Genomic DNA, 17,136 nt, shown 5'->3' with positions numbered 1-17,136 from the left:
GTGTCCCTATCAAAAGTTTTTTCCGATTCCCTTTGCTAGAATCTATTTATTTGCAAATTCTAGCTATCTACTACACATAAAAAAGGAAGGCGTGTTTACCCGCCTCCCCCTTACTACAAACATTAAGGATTAACTTTAGAGTTGAACACTTGTTTACCGTCTTGGAATTCAAGAACTGTTGCTGTTTTAATTGGGTTATGTTGTTTGTCAACTGAGAAAGTACCTGTTACTAATGAAAGATCCTTTGTTTTTGCTAATGCATTTTTAATTGCTTCCCCATCTGTAGAGCCTGCACGCTCAATTGCATCTGCAATATAGTAGATTGTGTCATAGCCAAGTGCATTGAATGCATCAGGTGCTTTATCCTTGTTCGCAGCTTTAAATGCTGTTACGAAATCTTGAATTTTCGGATCTGGGTCTTCCGCAGAGTAGTGGTTTGTAATATATGTGTTATTCAGCGCTTCCTTCCCAGCTAGCTCTACTAATGTTGGTGAATCCCAACCATCAGCCCCCATCAATGGAACATCAATGCCCAAATCGCGCGCTTGTTTAACAATTAAACCAACTTCTTCATAGTATCCAGGGATAAAAATGAAGTCAGGGTTCGCCCCTTTAATATTGGTTAACTGTGTACGGAAGTCAGTGTCTTTAGCTACATATGCTTCTTCTTTAATGACTTTACCGCCATTTTTAGTAATTGTTTCTTTAAATGATTTTGCTAGACCCTTAGCATAATCAGAGGCATTGTCAGCAAAAATAGCTACATTTTTCGCTTCTAATTTATTGGAAGCAAAGTTTGCTGCTACAATTCCTTGGAATGGATCAATAAAGCAGGTACGGAATGCATATTCATTAATAGTACCTTTCTTATCATCATTTACTGTAATATTTGGAGCTGTCCCAGATCCAGTAACAATTGGAACTTTATTGTCATTGGCAATTTGCACTGTGGCAACTGTATTACCAGAAGTTGCAGGAGCTAACATCGCTACTACTTTATCCTGTGTTATTAGTTTAATGGCTGCAGCAGTTGCCTCTGAGTTTTCTGATTTGTTATCAACTTTAATCAGCTCGATTTTTTTCCCATCGATACCACCTTTGTCATTAATCTCTTTCACAGCAAGCTCTGCGCCTAATCCAATCGAAGATCCATAAGAAGCTACGTTACCTGAAAGCTCTAGGTTTGCACCAATTTTTATTGTACCGCCATTAGATGAACCTCCACCTGATGAACCACCTGAGGATGAGCTTCCTCCTGAACTTGAACTATCTCCAGCACCACAACCAGCAAGTACACCAGCAATTAATGAAGTAGCAACTAAAAGTGAACCGAACTTTTTAAGCTTTTTGTTGTCTTTCATAATTATATTCCCCCTGAAAATTTCTCAAATATTAGATATTTCTGATAATTATAAACAATTCAATGCAATTCCTCAATAGCGAAAATAATTATTTATAACTATCTAAAACTGAATTAAATATTATTCATTTAAGCCTTTTACATTGTAAAACATTCTTTATATTTAGTCTAGAGTGATTTTTCAGTATAATTAGTTATTTAAGAATAATCTATCAATTTTCAGTTTATACTTGTATAAACCTATTATTTTAATTTGTTTTTTTATAAAAAAATCTTTTATATGAAGTCCTTTTTTCGAAAATTGAGTGATTTAGTTCAAAAGAGTCAACTATTAATATGTTTTTAATTTGGAAATACTTTACTCCAATTACTATCAGAAAGCCATATTATATGTTTATTTCCGGGAAAATAAATGCTACATTTGCTACCTAACATTTGAGTAACAATACCAATAAGCATTAAAAAAACTTAGAGTGGATGCTCTAAGCTTTTTTTAACGCAAACACACAAAGGCGCTCGTTTATATTTTTTTCATTTTCTAAATGAATCTCATGGATTAATTCAAATGGTGTTCCATGAAGTAAAAACTGCAAATAATCATATGGTGGGTAGTAAAGAATAATATGAATCTCACGCATATGTTGCTCATATGACTTCCAAATATTATGAATGACTGTACGGAAAATATGAATAGAGAACGGGTTGAAAAAAAAGAAAACTGTGTCGCTTGGTTGAATTAAATATTCTTCCGCTATTGTATGAATAAAGGAGATGGGTATAGGAACATTATTTTTTTGAAGATAGCTCTTTTTATTACTCTCTGCTTCTGCATAAAAACCTGCATCCATTTCAATTCCAATTGTCTGGATATGAAATTTATGATGCACATAAATAGGAACTCTTCCTTTTCCACATCCCATATCAATAAACACTGGATTTTCAGGCATTTGATAGCCGGAGAATAATTGTTCCAGGCCCGTATATGGTGTTGGCTCGTAGCGATGATAATGCGCAAGTTTAGGAAAACCATACTGTTCACCAACTGTATTAATATGCAAATACTTATCATATTGTTGTTCATTCATACTAGTTGACTCCTCAAAAAAAGAATGCTTAATTTTAGCATGATAAAAAGCAAAACCATACCCAAAAGTTTTGGATATGGTTATTTTTTTAACGACCTCTTCGCTTGAATTTAAGAACACCAAGAAGGGCAGCTATTAACAGGGTAAAACAGACGATTATTGTAATCACTGTATTTTTATCAATGACCGTTGCTTGATTTAACTGTTCATTATTTTGACCAGGCATTCCCATCGGTCCACCATTTTGATCGGGTCTTTGCATTGGACCAGGGCGCTCCCCTTGATTATTGCCATCCTGATTGAAAGGAGGAAGCTGAGAAGGACCAAGATCCTCTGGTAGCTGACTAGGGTCAAAATTCTCATGCATAGGGTTGCCATTCACATCACCATTATCATTAGGATTAGGCATCCCTATATTACCTTGTGATGTTGACGCTTCTACAACAAGCTCGCCAGACAATTGCTTTAAAATAGATGCTGATCGTTGCTTAGCAAATTCCGGGAGACTATTTTCCCCTTCTATGGCCTCTAAAAATTGCTCAGTTGTAGAGAATTTCGTAGGGTCTGCTTCCACATAAGTTGTTAATAACACTGCTAACTTTTTAGTAATGCTTTGGATATATTCTTCTGTTAAGTAATTAGTAGCCACTTCCTCTAAATAGCCTTCATATTTAGCACGATATTCTTCATTTGAGAGTAAGGCATTTAATAGAGGTCTATCCTCTAATATTACGCCAGATACAGGGGTACTCACACTAAAATTAATAGCACTATCTTCCATAAGATTGCCAGACAACCCCATCTCCATATTGAATCCACCCTGCTTTCGGTCACCGTTTGGCTGCTGTCCTTGTTGTTGAACGCCATTATTTGGAAACTTCATATTGGGTTTCTCCAATTGCTCATTCATCTGTGCATCTCCCAATTTTTTCTTTTCAGCATCGGCTGGAATTTGATTATTGTCACCCATTCTACCGCCAACACCAAAGCCACCAAAGGACATATTAAAATCCCAGGGTATAATCGAAAACACACCATTGTCTTCATACAAATAGTAATTGTGTTTCATATTGCCCTGATAACTATCAAGGCTTACAAGTGCGGTGTTCATAGCAAAATAACGTAACATTTCATCGACATCAATATATTTTTCAATATCACCGCCACTATTGATGGCCTCAATCATTTCAATGAACTTTGATTGATCAACATTGCCTTCATTCGTTTTTAAACCAATCCCCGTGTAATCAGCAATATTATCACTTATATATTTCAAATCACTGCCTGTCCCATCTGGCTTAAACAAAAATCCATCATTAGAGCCGTAGTTATTTGCCAGGAATGTTTCATCTACTGCCTCTACACCTAAAAATAAGCCTCGTTCTTCCCCATTTACAGTGACATACATATAGGAATGGGCAGGTGTGGGTAATCCCATTTGTTCCATCAGTTCATAAGAAATATATTCTCTCATCAATGTCGAATCACTAAAATTATTATTTAAGTTTAATTTTTTCAATCCATATAAGCTTTGCGTATCATCATAGTAATCGAAATCGATTTTTAAGCTATATCGATCCGAGTCACTACTTACAACAGAGTGTAGTGATGAACTTCCTTTCGTACGAATTGCTACATTCTCTATTCTCCTACCATTGACTGTGATATTGGCTTGCTTTAGCTCCTTATCTGTCGCATTTTCCAGCATGTCTGCCCAATCTTCCTCAGCAATCTCAATATCTACCGTTGTTACTTTATTTTTATTAAACACAATGTTCTCATAAGAAAACTCGGTATTTTTGGTTTCAATGCCTATGTTGGGAAGTACAGCATACAATACGACAAAGAGGAGTAGTAGAATTGCCATACAGAGATAGACAACTCTTGCTTTAATCATGATTTTCACCTCTCTTCATAGGTTTCTAAAAGTGCTAACTAAGCTGTGAAATTACCATCGTAACTAAGCATTACTGCTGATTTTACTCCAGGTACTTTTGTAAGATTGTCCATCAATTTGGCATCATTTTGTTTCACACGAATTTCATAGGTTGTTTCAATTTCATCATGTTGCATAATAGATTTTGATTTTAAGGAGAATTTTTTAGATTGTGTAGCTATAATTCTTTCTACTTCATCACAAGCTAGTTCTTCTTCAAATTTCACAATTAATAAATATGGATTTTCCACAGTAATTTTGTTTACAAAGACGAGTAGCACAAGCCCAATTAAAACTGCACCAATAATAACAAGTGGTATAAACCCTGCACCACATAGAATCCCAGAAACGATTGCCCAGAAAATATAGACTAAATCCATAGGGTCTTTAATGGGTGTTCGGAAACGCACGATTGATAACGCACCAACCATACCTAACGATAACAACACGTTTGAACTGATTCCCATAATAACGAGCGCAGTGGCCATTGTCATAATTAGCAGTGAAATATTAAAAGAATGGGAGTAAATTACACCATTAAAGGTCTTCTTATATACAGCGTAAATAAAAAGTCCAACAAAGAAGGCTACTACTAGGCCAATAACTGAATCTATTAATGAAAAAGATGTTGTTTTTTCTAAAAAGTTAGATTTAAAAATATCACTAAACTTGATTGTATCCATTGTTCATTTCTCCTCTATATTAGCCGTACATTCGACTAAGTTGATATTTTGAATAGGCTTCTGCACGTGTATCTACTGATTGCAGCAAATACTTAATCATATCTGGTAAGTAGTCATCATATTTCACCTCTAAAATAACTAGGTTTGGTTCAAGTACATCCACCATAGGTAATTTGGTATTAAACATATCTGTATTACGGAGACTTGACTGTACCTTACTATCAAAGGTGATTCTAACGTTTCCATAAGCATACATATAAGCCTCTCGCTCATAATCGACGACCGTAACTGGCTTCAGTTGGTTATACTTTACTTCCTGATATAAATCACGAATTAATGGACGTTGATCTTCTTCCATCCAAGATGTTTCCCCACTACGCATTTTTTCATATTCCTTTCGAGAGATAGCACACTTTGTTTTAAAGGTAAGATTATTACGCTTACTTTTCCTTTCCAAATTAATAATGGTTGAGGATTTATCGTAAATTCGTACCCGGTATTTATCACGGTTGATATACCCCTCCTTTTTCTCATTAAGAACCTTATTAGCAAAATTATCGAAGTAAGTGCTGCGAATTAAATATTTACCATCCATCCCTGCATGCTTGTCTAACTGCATCACATGCCGCAGTTTTGATTTTAATAAGGCATAGTCGGGATAAGAAATTGCTTGTTTGATCTCCCTTCGACCGTTAGGATTAAACGAAGTTATAGTAGACATATAAACCACTCCTTATTTTCTCTCGATTTTATATTCCTCTTGTTTTTCATCTAGCCAAGATGTATATTCTTCATTTATCCGCTCTTCAAGAATAGTGGCATAAACATCAGCTTTGACATCCTCGAGTACTGCCTCTTTTGCAGGTACCGTATCGGTTACTTTAATGATGTGATAGCCTTCAGATGTTTGAACAATATCACTAATGCTATTTTTCTCAAGACTGAATACTACTTCCTCTAATGCCTCGTCCATTTGACCTCGACTAATAGTACCGATGTCACCACCATTTCCACTTGTTGCTGAATCTATTGAATATGCCTTCGCTAGCTCTGAAAAATCCTCACCAGCTTTTAGCTTTTTCAGTACATCCTTTGCCGTTGTCTCATCCTCCAATAAAATTTCACTTGCTACAACCTCTTCTTGCTGTCCATAGCTCTCCTTATTGTTATCAAAATATTGAGCTACTTCCTCATCTGTAATATCTATGCCTGTAGCAATAACATTTTTGGTAAGCTGGTATATGCGAATATTTTCTTTTACACTTTTCTCTGTAAGTCCATTAGCTTCCAAAGCTTCCTGTAAGGCTTCTTCACCACCATATGACTCCATTAATTCTTCATACTCTGATTGAATACTGTCCTCTGATACAGTGACACCTAGCTTTTTTGCCTCAAGCTCAACCATTTTGTTCGTGATTAATGTTTCAAGCACTTCAGTACCGTATTGTTCACGCAACGCATCATCTAATTCCGCTTGTAGAATTTTCTCTCCATCCACCTTTGCTACGTACCCACTGCCCCCAGCACAACCGGCTAGTAGCATGACGAATCCAGCAGATAAGATTAGCGTTCGGAAAAGCCTATTTTTCATAGCATGATTCCGCCCTTTCTTTTAGCTTCTCGTTTACAAAGCCTACTATAAAGGTTTAATGTGTCAGTCAGATGTCAGCTTTACATTTCCTTCAAAAAATCTTTACAAACGAAAAAGCTACCACGCCTTTTATAGCGTAGTAGCTTTTTTCAATGATAGGTCAAAGCATGTTCCTGAAGAATTGCTTTCTATTAGTCGCAAATCGCCACCAATTGACTGAGCCATCATTTTACTAAGTGATAAACCTAAGCCTAGTCCTCGAATGGTATATTTTTTATTTTCACCTCTAAAAAAGCGTTCAAAAATAAATGCCTGCTCCTCTTGAGGAATACCATGCCCAGTGTCTCGCACAGTAATGGAAACCGAATCATTCTTTTTCAGCAAGCTAATCGTGACGGTTCCCTCCTGCATGGCCTGCCTTGCATTCGTTAATAAATTTGTGATAATTTGCTGCATACGGACAACATCAGCCTGAACATAGACGGGTTGTGCAAGCAATTGTATGTGGATTTTTACTGCCTCTTCTTCCTGCATTACCTCCCACTGTGTAACTGCATCACGTATAAGTGGATTAACATTAACTGTCTCTAGTCTGACCGGAATGGCATCGACAGCGAATTGATTGAAGGCTAGTAAATCGCCCACCATAGTCTTCATTTTTGTCGTTTCAACTAATGCCATTTGAATAAATTCTTTAGCATCCTGACCCGTAACAACGCCATCCCTCACTGCTTGTAACAGTCCACTAATTGATGTGACAGGTGTTTTAAGCTCATGTGTAACACCTGCTAATAGTTCCTTTCTTGTTTTTTCCAATTGCTCTAAACGATTAGCCATTTCCTTAAAGGATGTAACAAGCTCATAAATTTCCTCTTCCTTATTATTTTCAGGCAAATTGACTGTATAATTACCCTCTTGCACTTGCTTCGCGGCTTCGGCTACCTGTTTGATTGGATGTGCCAAACGCCTTGACAGCAAATAAATAGCTTCCCACCCTAATAAGGCAAGAGCTCCTATCAGTAACGCTAATTGACCATATGCTTGATTTACTTTCGTTAAGTTTTCTTTTTTCTCAAGCACAAGCACCCAGCCAACTAGCTTTTGATTACTTTCGACTTTTCGTTTTACAACATATTGAACTGTCTCTTGTCCTTTATTCATTTCGATTATTTTTTTAGTACCTTCTTCACCCTCAAGTAAATGGGCGACATTTTTTGCACTGCCTGGAGGAATTGGTCGATTACTTGTTAAGACATTGCCTTCTACGTCAGCAACATATAAAATAGGATCAATTTCTCTCATGCTAAATCGTTCTCGGTTACCAATAAAACCTGGAATCCCGCCGATAGGTCCATTATTTGACCCTGTAGTATCTGTAAGACGAAATACTGTTTCATCGGCTAAAAATTTCATCATTTCCAATCTATTTTCCAATGTTGTATGACGAATCCATACGGCGGATATAAAAGAGATAATGGCTAGTCCTACAAAGAGCGTCAATAAATAGCGACTTGTCCAGTAGTTGAGCAAAGATATACGTTTATCTTTTTGGAGCACTTAGCTGATACCCCAATCCACGTAATGTCTTTATTTCTCCATCTGTCTCATCCCAATCTGTCAATGCCTTTCGCAGTCGCTTCACCGCTAAATCAACTGCTCGATCGCTACCATCATACTCCCAGCCCCAAACCTGCTCAATTAACTGATCCCGTGTAAATGTTTGATTGGGATGCTCAGCCAAAAATAATAGCACCGATAAATCTCTAGGTGTTAAAATGATTTCCTCTCCATTCAGTAGTACCCGATGTGCCTTCGTATCTATTTCAAGCCCGCCAAATTTTTTCTCTACTGCAGAATGATTTCCTTTGGCACGTCTTAGAACAGCCTTTACCCTAGCCACTACCTCGTCTGCTATAAATGGTTTAGCAATATAATCATCTGCCCCTTGATCAAAGCCCTCTAAACGGTAATTTACATCTCCTAATGCCGTTAACATAATGATGGGACAAGAGCTAGTATCTCTTATTTCCTCTAAAACCCTCCAACCATTTTTCTCTGGCAACATAATATCTAGTAGCACTAAATCTGGTTGACACTCTTGAAACACAGTCAGTGCCTGCCCGCCATTAAAACATTGCATCACATCATAGCCAACCTTTTTTAAATAAGCTTTTAACACCTGACTTATTGCAAATTCATCTTCTACAATTAATATTTTTGCCATGTCCTTCACCTCGTGCCTAGCTTGATCGTGTTATCATTATAACATCGGAATATGTCAGCTAAGTGTCCACAGTCCAATCGGACAAATCCGTTTAAACACACTTTATATCGATGATAAACTTTACATAATTCTTAATATCCTTTAACCTTTTATAGTATAAACATTGCTATTCTATTGACAATGTCTTCCTACGACAATTATCATTGATTGCGAATGATAATCATTGATAATTTCATTCGAATTAAATATGTTATCTTTATCTTAAAAATGATTAGGGGGGTAGAAAACATGATTATTGTGACAAATCGTATTCAGGTTAAACCGGGCTTTGCTGCAAAAATGGCACCGAATTTTACAAAGCCAGGACCGCTACAGCAGTTTGAAGGTTTTCATAAAGTAGAGGTTTTAGTGTCAACTGATGACCCAACTTATGACGAAATGAGCGTCAACATGTACTGGGAATCAAAGGAACATTTCCAAGCTTGGCGTAATAGCGATGCATTCGCAACTGCCCATCATCGTCCAGAAACGGGCTCAGAGGGAGCAAAACCTGAAAATAGTCCAATGATAGCCAGCAAAATCGTTATAGCAGAATTAGCGTCTTCGATCGAAGCAGCTCGCTAATTTATCATTAAATTATCTTCTGATTCTATCTAAAAAAACCCTGCATATTCGAAAATATGCAGGATTTTTTTGCCTTAATTATTTTATGAAAATAACTAAAAGATACCCTACAATGGATAAGAAAATTGAACCGATAAGCCCTGCAATAAAGGCTTTTACACCTAATTGCTTAAAGGTTTTTATGTCTACGTTTAATCCCAATCCAGCCATAGCCATACCGATTAAAATATAGGCAATATTAACAAATGCCTGTGCTACATAAGGAGGAACTATTCCTAGTGAATTAATCGCGCTCATAGCTAAAAATCCAAGAATAAACCATGGGATGATTGACAGCGAAAATGGCTCTTTTTCCTGCCCTTTCTCCATTTTTCTATAAAAAATACCAATAATAATCGCTACAGGCACGAGTAAAGCCACTCGTGTTAGCTTAACAATAACTGCCATATCGATAGCTTCATTGCCACCTGCTGATGCTGCTGCAATCACATGGGCAATTTCATGTAAGGTACCTCCTGTAAATACACCATATTCGGTTGGAGCTAAGCCAAATAATGAATAGAACAATGTATAGATTAATGTGAATAACGTGCCAAGTAGTGCGACAATTGCTGCACCCACAGCTGTTTCTTTTTCATTCGCTTTAATTTGAGGAGCAATAGCCACGACAGCGGCCGCTCCGCAAATAGCAGTTCCACAAGCCGTTAAAATGCCAAGTTTTCGTTCAACATGAAACATCTTTGCTAAACCGTAGACAATCACTAAGGCGAATACTAAATCTAATAATGCAATCAGAAAAACACTCACTCCAGCATGATAAATATCAGCTAAATTCAAGCGCATTCCCAATAAAATAATTCCAAATCTTAATAGCTTTTTACTAGAAAATGATATACCAACCTGCCAAGCATCCTGCACCTTAAAGGCTGCTCTCCAAGCCATTCCTAATAAAATAGCAATGACAAGCTGGCCCAATATTGAGAAGAACGGAAATGTTGAAATATATTTCGCTGCTAGAGCTATAAGGAGTGTTAACAATATTCCCTTGATAAATGCTGGAGCTAGGAAGCTTTTTAATCGATTCTGTCCATTCACCATGATGTTCACTTCTTTCATCCTTTTATGATTATACTTTATAAAAAAGTTAATCATCAGTAAAATATATATATATAATTATGATTATTAATATTTTTAATGATAGGAGTGATCGCATGCAATATGACGCTTTAAAAACATTTATCACATTAGTCGAGGTTAATAACTTTACAAAGACCTCCGAAATACTCCATATTTCGCAGCCAAGTGTCAGCTTACACATTAAAAATTTAGAACAGGAACTGCAAACCACTTTATTTATTCGTTCACCAAAATCTGTGCAAATCACACCGACTGGAGAAATTTTATATAATCGAGCAAAACAAATAATGGCCATTACAGAGCAAGCAAAGGAAGAAATTTTAGCCTATCACCATGAAATTCAAGGTACACTTACTATTGGCGCAAGCTTTACAATCGGTGAATATATCCTGCCTCCCATCATAGCAAGCCTACAACAGCAGTTTCCTCAGCTGGAGCTTCAAATTATTATTGGTAATACAAAAGAAATCATACAGTATACAAAGTTATTACAGGTTGATATTGGTCTTATTGAGGGGCAGGCACACGATCATGAACTTATTATTAAACCATTTATGCAGGATGAATTATTTATTGTTAGTGCCAGTAATCATCCTCTTACAAAAGTGCCTACTATTACTGTTGAGGACCTACAGCAGCAGAACTGGGTTGCGCGGGAAGAAGGCTCAGGTACACGCTACTATTTAGACCATTTATTTAGAGCAAATGGGCTTCAGGTACGTTCACTTCTTACAGTTAGCAGTAATCAAGGTGTCAAGGAGAGCGTTATACAGGGTCTTGGACTTTCATTGCTATCGGCAAGTGTAATTGAGCGTGAATTAAAGAGTGGGGATATCAAAATTTTACATTTAGAGGAGCAGCATTTTATGCGAACATTTTCGTATCTATACTCACCAACGATGAAAAATAAGCGTAATGCTGACACACTTATTGAAGCTATACTCAAAAAAGCTTAGCGTGCTACTAGTCGCTAAGCTTACTTAATATTCCTTGGATTTAGACGTTTACGCTCCTGCTTTTGCTCTATAATATCTACAAATTTCGCTGCCGCCCTTGAAAGTGGAACACTCTTTAAATAACACATGCCTATACTACGTGCTGGTATTTGTTCTGTTAATGTTAACTCATATAAAAGTCCTCGTTGCAAATAATCCTTAGAAAATTCCTTCGTTACACAGGCAATGCCTAAATTACTACGTGCGAATTCTAGCACAAGATCATGTGATCCTAGCTCAAACTCAGGTTCTATATGAATCCCTCTCGCAAATAAATAATCTTCTACATATTTTCTGGAATTTGATTTTTTCTCTAAGAAAACAAGGGGAAATTTTAAAAGATCCTCATAGCTTAATTTTTTTGACATCAATGTTCGATATTTCTCACCACACACAAAAATATCTTGAACCTCTGTACATACGGTTAACCGTAATGTCGCATCTTCTATTGGAAAATTACAAAGTCCTATATCCACCTCACCAGACTTAATAAAATTACAAATTTCAGATGTCGTTCCATTTAACATTTGTAATTTTATGTTGGGATACATGGTATGAAATGCCTCTAAATATGGCATTAAAAAAAAGCGAGAAATCGTATCACCTACACCAATTTTTAATTGACCGGTTGTTAAATTTTTAAATTCCAGTAGCTTTTCCTCTCCGGCATCTAAAAGACCTAACGCTGAATTCGTATATTCGAATAAAAGACTACCCTCGGTTGTTAGTGTTACCCCTTTTGGTGTGCGATTAAAGAGACGTGTACCCAGTTCCTTTTCTAATTGCATCATAGCTTGGCTAACCGCAGGCTGTGTCATATATAAATCCCTAGCAGCTCTTGAAAAGCTATTATTTTTAGCAACAACACTAAAAACGCGATATAAATCTAACTTCCCTATCATATAAGCACTCCTTATAGCTATTATATGAACTATTAATTTTACTTATATCATTAAAGGGGCGTATAGTAAAATTATATTGATTATTATTTATATAAATTATTTTACCTATTTAATGAGGAGAGATTATTTTGGAACGTGTAGTTGGTACAGTTGTAAGAGGTCTTCGTGGTCCAATTATTAACGAAGGCGATAATATTGAACAAATCGTTGTTGATACGGTATTAAATGCCGCTCAGATTGAAGGCTACTCAATTGAAGATCGAGACATTGTCACAGTAACAGAATCTGTCGTAGCACGTGCACAAGGAAACTATGCATCAATCGACGATATCGCAGCAGACGTTGCTACTAAGTTTGGTGATGATACGGTTGGTGTTATTTTCCCAATTCTTAGCCGTAACCGTTTCGCAAACTGCTTACGTGGTATTGCTAAAGGCGTAAAAAAAGTCGTTCTTATGTTAAGTTATCCATCTGATGAGGTTGGTAATCACCTAGTTGATATCGACGAGCTAGATGTAAAAGGAATTAACCCTTGGACAGATACGTTAAATGAAGCTGAATTCCGCGAGCATTTCGGCTATAAAAAACACACATTTACAGGTGTAGATTATATTGAATACTATAAGGAAATAATCGAAGCTGAGGGGGCTTCTTGTGAGGTTATCTTTTCAAATAATCCAAAAACAATTTTGGACTATACGAAGAGTGTTTTAACTTGTGATATTCATACACGCTTACGCACAAAACGTATTCTAACAGCAAATGGGGCTGAAAAAGTTTATAGCCTTGATAACATCTTATCAGCATCTGTTAACGGTTCAGGCTTCAATGCAGAATATGGATTACTTGGTTCAAACAAAGCCACTGAAGATAGTGTGAAATTATTCCCACATACTTGCCAGCCAATTGTTGATGGTATCCAAGCTAAACTTAAAGAGGCTACAGGTAAAACAGTTGAGGTCATGATTTATGGTGATGGTGCATTTAAAGATCCTGTGGGTAAAATATGGGAATTGGCTGACCCTGTAGTCTCACCAGCCTACACTGCTGGTTTAGATGGAACACCAAATGAAGTTAAACTTAAATATTTAGCTGATAATGATTTTGCAGACCTTCGTGGTGATGAATTAAAAGCGGCGATTTCTGAGTATATCCAAAATAAAGATGAGGATCTAACTGGTCAAATGGCTGCTCAAGGAACAACACCACGTCGTTTAACGGATTTAATCGGTTCTCTTTCTGACCTAACTTCTGGTTCAGGTGATAAAGGAACACCAATGATTTATATTCAAGGTTATTTTGATAATTATACAAAATAGTATTATTAAAAAAGTGCGAGTGGTTGCTCGCACTTTTTTAATTTACTTTTGAAATACTAAAGATGACACCAACAGATTGATCATACTTTAAATTATAACGAATCGTATTTTTCTCTACTGTTGTTTCATTATTTTGATATTGATAGCTTTCGTCAAATAAACGTAATTCTTTTAAAACAGTCCCAACTTGACTTTGATTTAAATTGGGATTTGTCATACCAATTAACAATCCCATAGAAAGTATAATATCCATTCCTTCTCCTTGACCCACCATTACCAACTCGTGTACTGCACCTTTTTCATCAATATTTTCAATCAAAGTAATATCCTTATCCAACTTCGATGTAATCGTTTCTTCTTCCTTTTTTATATTTTCTAGAGAATAAGATAAATCTAGGTTTTTTACTTCTTTATTGAATGCTTCTATAAATTCTTCATGGTTATTATAAAGGGGTAACGTTGTTGCCATAACAATAATTATTGGGAAGACAAAATAGGCAGTAGCTATTACGGTAGCTATAGTTCGTTTCATTTTGGTAAGTCTTCCCCGCTTCCACACTAGAAATATTCCAACAGGAGGAAAAATAATTAGCCAAAACCACATAAACCAAGTTGATTTTAAAATTGAAGTTCTATGCTTTAACTTAGGCTCATGAAGCATCCTTATTTCCTCCTTTGAATAATTCTTTGATATTAACATTAAATATGTAATTCATAGAATCATCTTCTTGTAAGGAGTTTTTTAATATATTTATAATATTTTCATCATACGATGTGTTATTTTCCTCTTCCATTAAATGATTAAATAGAGATGTTCCTTCAAGATCTGCTGTTTCAATATCAAAACTTTTATTTAGTAACTGTTCAACTTGTATTCGTTGAAGCTTCTTTTGATATTGTGAAATTAATGTTGGCATTTCCGTATTTTTGATCAGTAATTTGTAAAACTTTTTAGCATTTCCATACTTCTTCTTGTGAAAAGCTTCCTCTGCATCGCTTGCTAAAACCTCTACCGTTTCATTATATAAAGATTTAGTCTTATCTAACTCTTTTACCTTCTGAGCCTCTTGAATAAAGCCGAATGCTTCTACATAATTTTTTTCATCCCTAGCAATTGCCGATTTATTAAGTAACTCATTGATTTTCTCATTCTCTTCTATTTGTGCTAATAAACCTGTAGCCTTTTGTTTTATCTCAACACTAGAACGTTGATTTTCCTTGATATAAACTGCGTAATCTTTTGCTGTTGAATAATCCTCTTCATTAGCCTTAGAATTAGCCAATTCATAAATATTACTCATAGACTTTTGAATAAGATTTTCTGTTTTACTATTTCCTTTATCCAATTCATAAATCTTTTCAAGCTCAGTAATAGCTTTCTGATAATCTGCACGATTATATAAATCCATTGCAGCTGTGTAATATTTATCAGCCTTCACTTGATTCTCATCTACTTTTGGCACAGGTGATGAAGGAGCGGGTTTTGATGTACTACTACTCCCTCCATTAGATGCACTACCCCCACCATTATGATAATGATACTCTCCGTATTTTAATCCCCATTTTTCACAGTTAGTTCGACAGGTATGCCCACCATTACTATCAGTTCGACCTGGATGAGCATTCGCTGTAAACGGTAACAGAAGTAAAAAACAGCACAATAAAACACTAACTATTGATGAAAAACCATTTCTCACCATTTATTCCTCCTAATATAACAAATGTCATATGTTATATTATACTATATTTTCCAATTAGTATATTAATATTTTGCTACTTTTCTTTTCAATCTACTATAAATCTCTCCTACTATTTAACACTTTCCATAATCAAATAAAATTTGCGACAGCTAAAGTATTAAAAGTTAATCAATACTAAATCGTGTGTAGTGAATTTTTCTAAAACTAATTGTTTAAAAGCTCCCTCCCCTCCGAATGACATAATATTTTCCAGGTAATAAAAATGAAATCACATTTTGTTTGAAGGACACTGAAAGAATTTGAAAACTTAAAAAAGTCGATTTGCATCACTTTTTTTGTGGCAAATCGACTTTTTCAGTGCCCTCCTCGTTTGGGAGTTCATTTTTTAAGGACAAAGTGTACGTGCTATATTTTCAAAATAGCGGACACCATAAATAAGTGCGTCTTCATCAATCCTAAAGCGCGGATGATGTAGTGGGAAAGCTTCTCCAAAATCTACATTATGTACGCCTATAAATTGCATAGAAGAAGGGACAACCTCTGAAAAATCTGCGAAATCCTCTGTTCCAAACATTGGTGCAGGCAATTCTTTAACCCCTGTCTCTCCGACAATATCACTAGCTACTCTGCGAGATAATGCCGTTAGCTCCTTATCGTTCGTCACCGAGGGACAACCCAGCTCCCATTTAATTTCTACTGTTGCTCCATGCATGTAAGCAATACTATGAACGATTTTCTCTAAATGTTCACGTGCTTCCACCCGAACTTTAGCATCTAGAGAGCGAATCGTTCCACCAAGCTCAGCTGTGTCAGCAATGATATTTAATGCTGTCCCACAGTGAAATTTAGCAACCGTTAAAACAGGGGCATGAATGCTCGGTACTTTTCTGGATACAATTGTTTGCAATGCTATAACAATTTCTGAGCCAATTAATAAAGGATCAATTGAAACCTCAGGTGTAGAGGCGTGACCACCACGTCCATATAACTTAATTTCAAAATCATCTGCTGCTGCAGTAAATTTACCATCTTTTATTGCAAATTGCCCCACTTCATAATCAGGGCTTACATGTAGTGCAAAAGCAAAATCTACATTATCTGCAATACCTAAAGACACAAGCTGTGCGGCACCACCTGGAGTGACCTCCTCAGCGTGCTGGAAGACAAATCGAATTTCTCCATTAAAATCTGTCCCACGTTCAGCTAATACTTTAGCCGCCCCCAGTAACATTGCCGGATGTGCATCATGACCACAAGCATGCATCACTCCGGAATTTTGTGATTTAAATGAGAGATCAGTTTCTTCCTCAATCGGTAATGCATCAATATCTGCTCGTAATAAAATTGTATGACCATTACCTTCCGTTTTAGTTCCTCTTAAAAATGCACATACACTAGTTTCTGTAAGGCGTTTAACGTCTAAATGTGGGAATGTTTTTAACTGATTATAAATAAATTGTGCCGTTTTATGCTCTTGATATGATAATTCCGGATACATATGTAAATGCTGTCGCCATTTAATAACCTGTTGCTTCAAAACGTCTGTTCCAACCATAGTTTTTCCCTTCTCTCTATCATTT

General features: G+C 36.1%; 16 protein-coding genes. 3 read left to right on the top strand and 13 right to left on the bottom strand.

What is annotated here, in order from left to right:
- Positions 1–122: 122 nt before the first annotated feature.
- From B2R82_RS14475 to B2R82_RS14440, 8 genes are all read right to left on the bottom strand, one after another.
- Positions 123–1,361 carry an ABC transporter substrate-binding protein gene (locus B2R82_RS14475; protein WP_286925524.1) on the bottom strand — a complete coding sequence of 413 codons (1,239 nt, stop codon included), beginning with the start codon at positions 1,359–1,361 and terminating at the stop codon, positions 123–125.
- A 481-nt stretch (positions 1,362–1,842) separates the two neighbouring features.
- Positions 1,843–2,445, bottom strand: a complete 603-nt coding sequence (locus B2R82_RS14470; protein WP_286925522.1) for a class I SAM-dependent methyltransferase — start codon at positions 2,443–2,445, stop codon at positions 1,843–1,845.
- A gap of 88 nt (positions 2,446–2,533) precedes the next feature.
- Complete coding sequence (locus B2R82_RS14465; protein WP_286925521.1) at positions 2,534–4,342, bottom strand: CotH kinase family protein; 1,809 nt, start codon at positions 4,340–4,342, stop codon at positions 2,534–2,536.
- 38 nt (positions 4,343–4,380) lie between these two features.
- On the bottom strand, positions 4,381–5,064 hold the full coding sequence (locus B2R82_RS14460) for a DUF4956 domain-containing protein (RefSeq protein ID WP_286925520.1): 684 nt from the start codon (positions 5,062–5,064) through the stop codon (positions 4,381–4,383).
- A gap of 19 nt (positions 5,065–5,083) precedes the next feature.
- Complete coding sequence (locus B2R82_RS14455) at positions 5,084–5,785, bottom strand: polyphosphate polymerase domain-containing protein (RefSeq protein ID WP_283870109.1); 702 nt, start codon at positions 5,783–5,785, stop codon at positions 5,084–5,086.
- 12 nt (positions 5,786–5,797) lie between these two features.
- Entirely contained in the window at positions 5,798–6,655 is an 858-nt protein-coding gene (locus B2R82_RS14450) for a peptidylprolyl isomerase (RefSeq protein ID WP_286925519.1), read from the bottom strand.
- A 129-nt stretch (positions 6,656–6,784) separates the two neighbouring features.
- Positions 6,785–8,212 carry a sensor histidine kinase gene (locus B2R82_RS14445; RefSeq protein WP_286925518.1) on the bottom strand — a complete coding sequence of 476 codons (1,428 nt, stop codon included), beginning with the start codon at positions 8,210–8,212 and terminating at the stop codon, positions 6,785–6,787.
- Positions 8,196–8,879 (bottom strand): response regulator transcription factor, encoded by a 684-nt coding sequence (locus B2R82_RS14440; protein ID WP_286925517.1) that lies wholly within the window; start codon positions 8,877–8,879, stop codon positions 8,196–8,198. Before B2R82_RS14440 ends, B2R82_RS14445 begins: the two co-directional genes overlap by 17 nt.
- A 288-nt stretch (positions 8,880–9,167) precedes the next feature.
- On the opposite strand from B2R82_RS14440, the gene B2R82_RS14435 reads away from it, so the two are divergent.
- The gene (locus tag B2R82_RS14435) at positions 9,168–9,503 is read left to right on the top strand and encodes a heme oxygenase (RefSeq protein WP_286925516.1); all 336 of its coding nucleotides are present in this window, start codon (positions 9,168–9,170) and stop codon (positions 9,501–9,503) included.
- A 78-nt stretch (positions 9,504–9,581) separates the two neighbouring features.
- Here the strand turns inward: B2R82_RS14435 and B2R82_RS14430 are convergent, their stop codons facing one another.
- Entirely contained in the window at positions 9,582–10,601 is a 1,020-nt protein-coding gene (locus tag B2R82_RS14430; RefSeq protein WP_283872950.1) for a YeiH family protein, read from the bottom strand.
- A gap of 113 nt (positions 10,602–10,714) precedes the next feature.
- On the opposite strand from B2R82_RS14430, the gene B2R82_RS14425 reads away from it, so the two are divergent.
- Positions 10,715–11,596: a LysR family transcriptional regulator gene (locus tag B2R82_RS14425; protein ID WP_286925515.1), complete on the top strand. Its 882-nt coding sequence runs from the start codon at positions 10,715–10,717 to the stop codon at positions 11,594–11,596.
- 20 nt (positions 11,597–11,616) lie between these two features.
- Here B2R82_RS14425 and B2R82_RS14420 read toward each other — a convergent pair whose 3' ends face one another.
- Positions 11,617–12,537 carry a LysR family transcriptional regulator gene (locus tag B2R82_RS14420; protein WP_286925514.1) on the bottom strand — a complete coding sequence of 307 codons (921 nt, stop codon included), beginning with the start codon at positions 12,535–12,537 and terminating at the stop codon, positions 11,617–11,619.
- A gap of 128 nt (positions 12,538–12,665) precedes the next feature.
- On the opposite strand from B2R82_RS14420, the gene B2R82_RS14415 reads away from it, so the two are divergent.
- Positions 12,666–13,856 carry a coenzyme F420-0:L-glutamate ligase gene (locus B2R82_RS14415; protein WP_286925513.1) on the top strand — a complete coding sequence of 397 codons (1,191 nt, stop codon included), beginning with the start codon at positions 12,666–12,668 and terminating at the stop codon, positions 13,854–13,856.
- Between the two features lie 37 nt (positions 13,857–13,893).
- On the opposite strand, the gene B2R82_RS14410 is transcribed toward B2R82_RS14415, so the two are convergent.
- The 3 genes from B2R82_RS14410 to B2R82_RS14400 all read right to left on the bottom strand — a co-directional run bounded on the left by B2R82_RS14410 (position 13,894) and on the right by B2R82_RS14400 (position 17,111).
- On the bottom strand, positions 13,894–14,517 hold the full coding sequence (locus B2R82_RS14410) for a hypothetical protein (RefSeq protein WP_286925512.1): 624 nt from the start codon (positions 14,515–14,517) through the stop codon (positions 13,894–13,896).
- Positions 14,507–15,553 (bottom strand): YHYH domain-containing protein, encoded by a 1,047-nt coding sequence (locus tag B2R82_RS14405; protein ID WP_286925511.1) that lies wholly within the window; start codon positions 15,551–15,553, stop codon positions 14,507–14,509. The genes B2R82_RS14410 and B2R82_RS14405 overlap by 11 nt, the downstream gene beginning before the upstream one ends.
- 388 nt (positions 15,554–15,941) lie before the next feature.
- Complete coding sequence (locus B2R82_RS14400) at positions 15,942–17,111, bottom strand: M20 metallopeptidase family protein (protein WP_286925510.1); 1,170 nt, start codon at positions 17,109–17,111, stop codon at positions 15,942–15,944.
- Between the last annotated feature and the right edge of the window lie 25 nt (positions 17,112–17,136).

Origin of the sequence: Lysinibacillus sp. UBA6686 (assembly GCF_002455205.1) — a bacterium.
Lineage (GTDB): Bacteria > Bacillota > Bacilli > Bacillales_A > Planococcaceae > Lysinibacillus > Lysinibacillus pakistanensis.
Note: the sequence above shows the minus strand (reverse complement) of the source record. Positions and strands in the feature narration are given on the sequence as shown.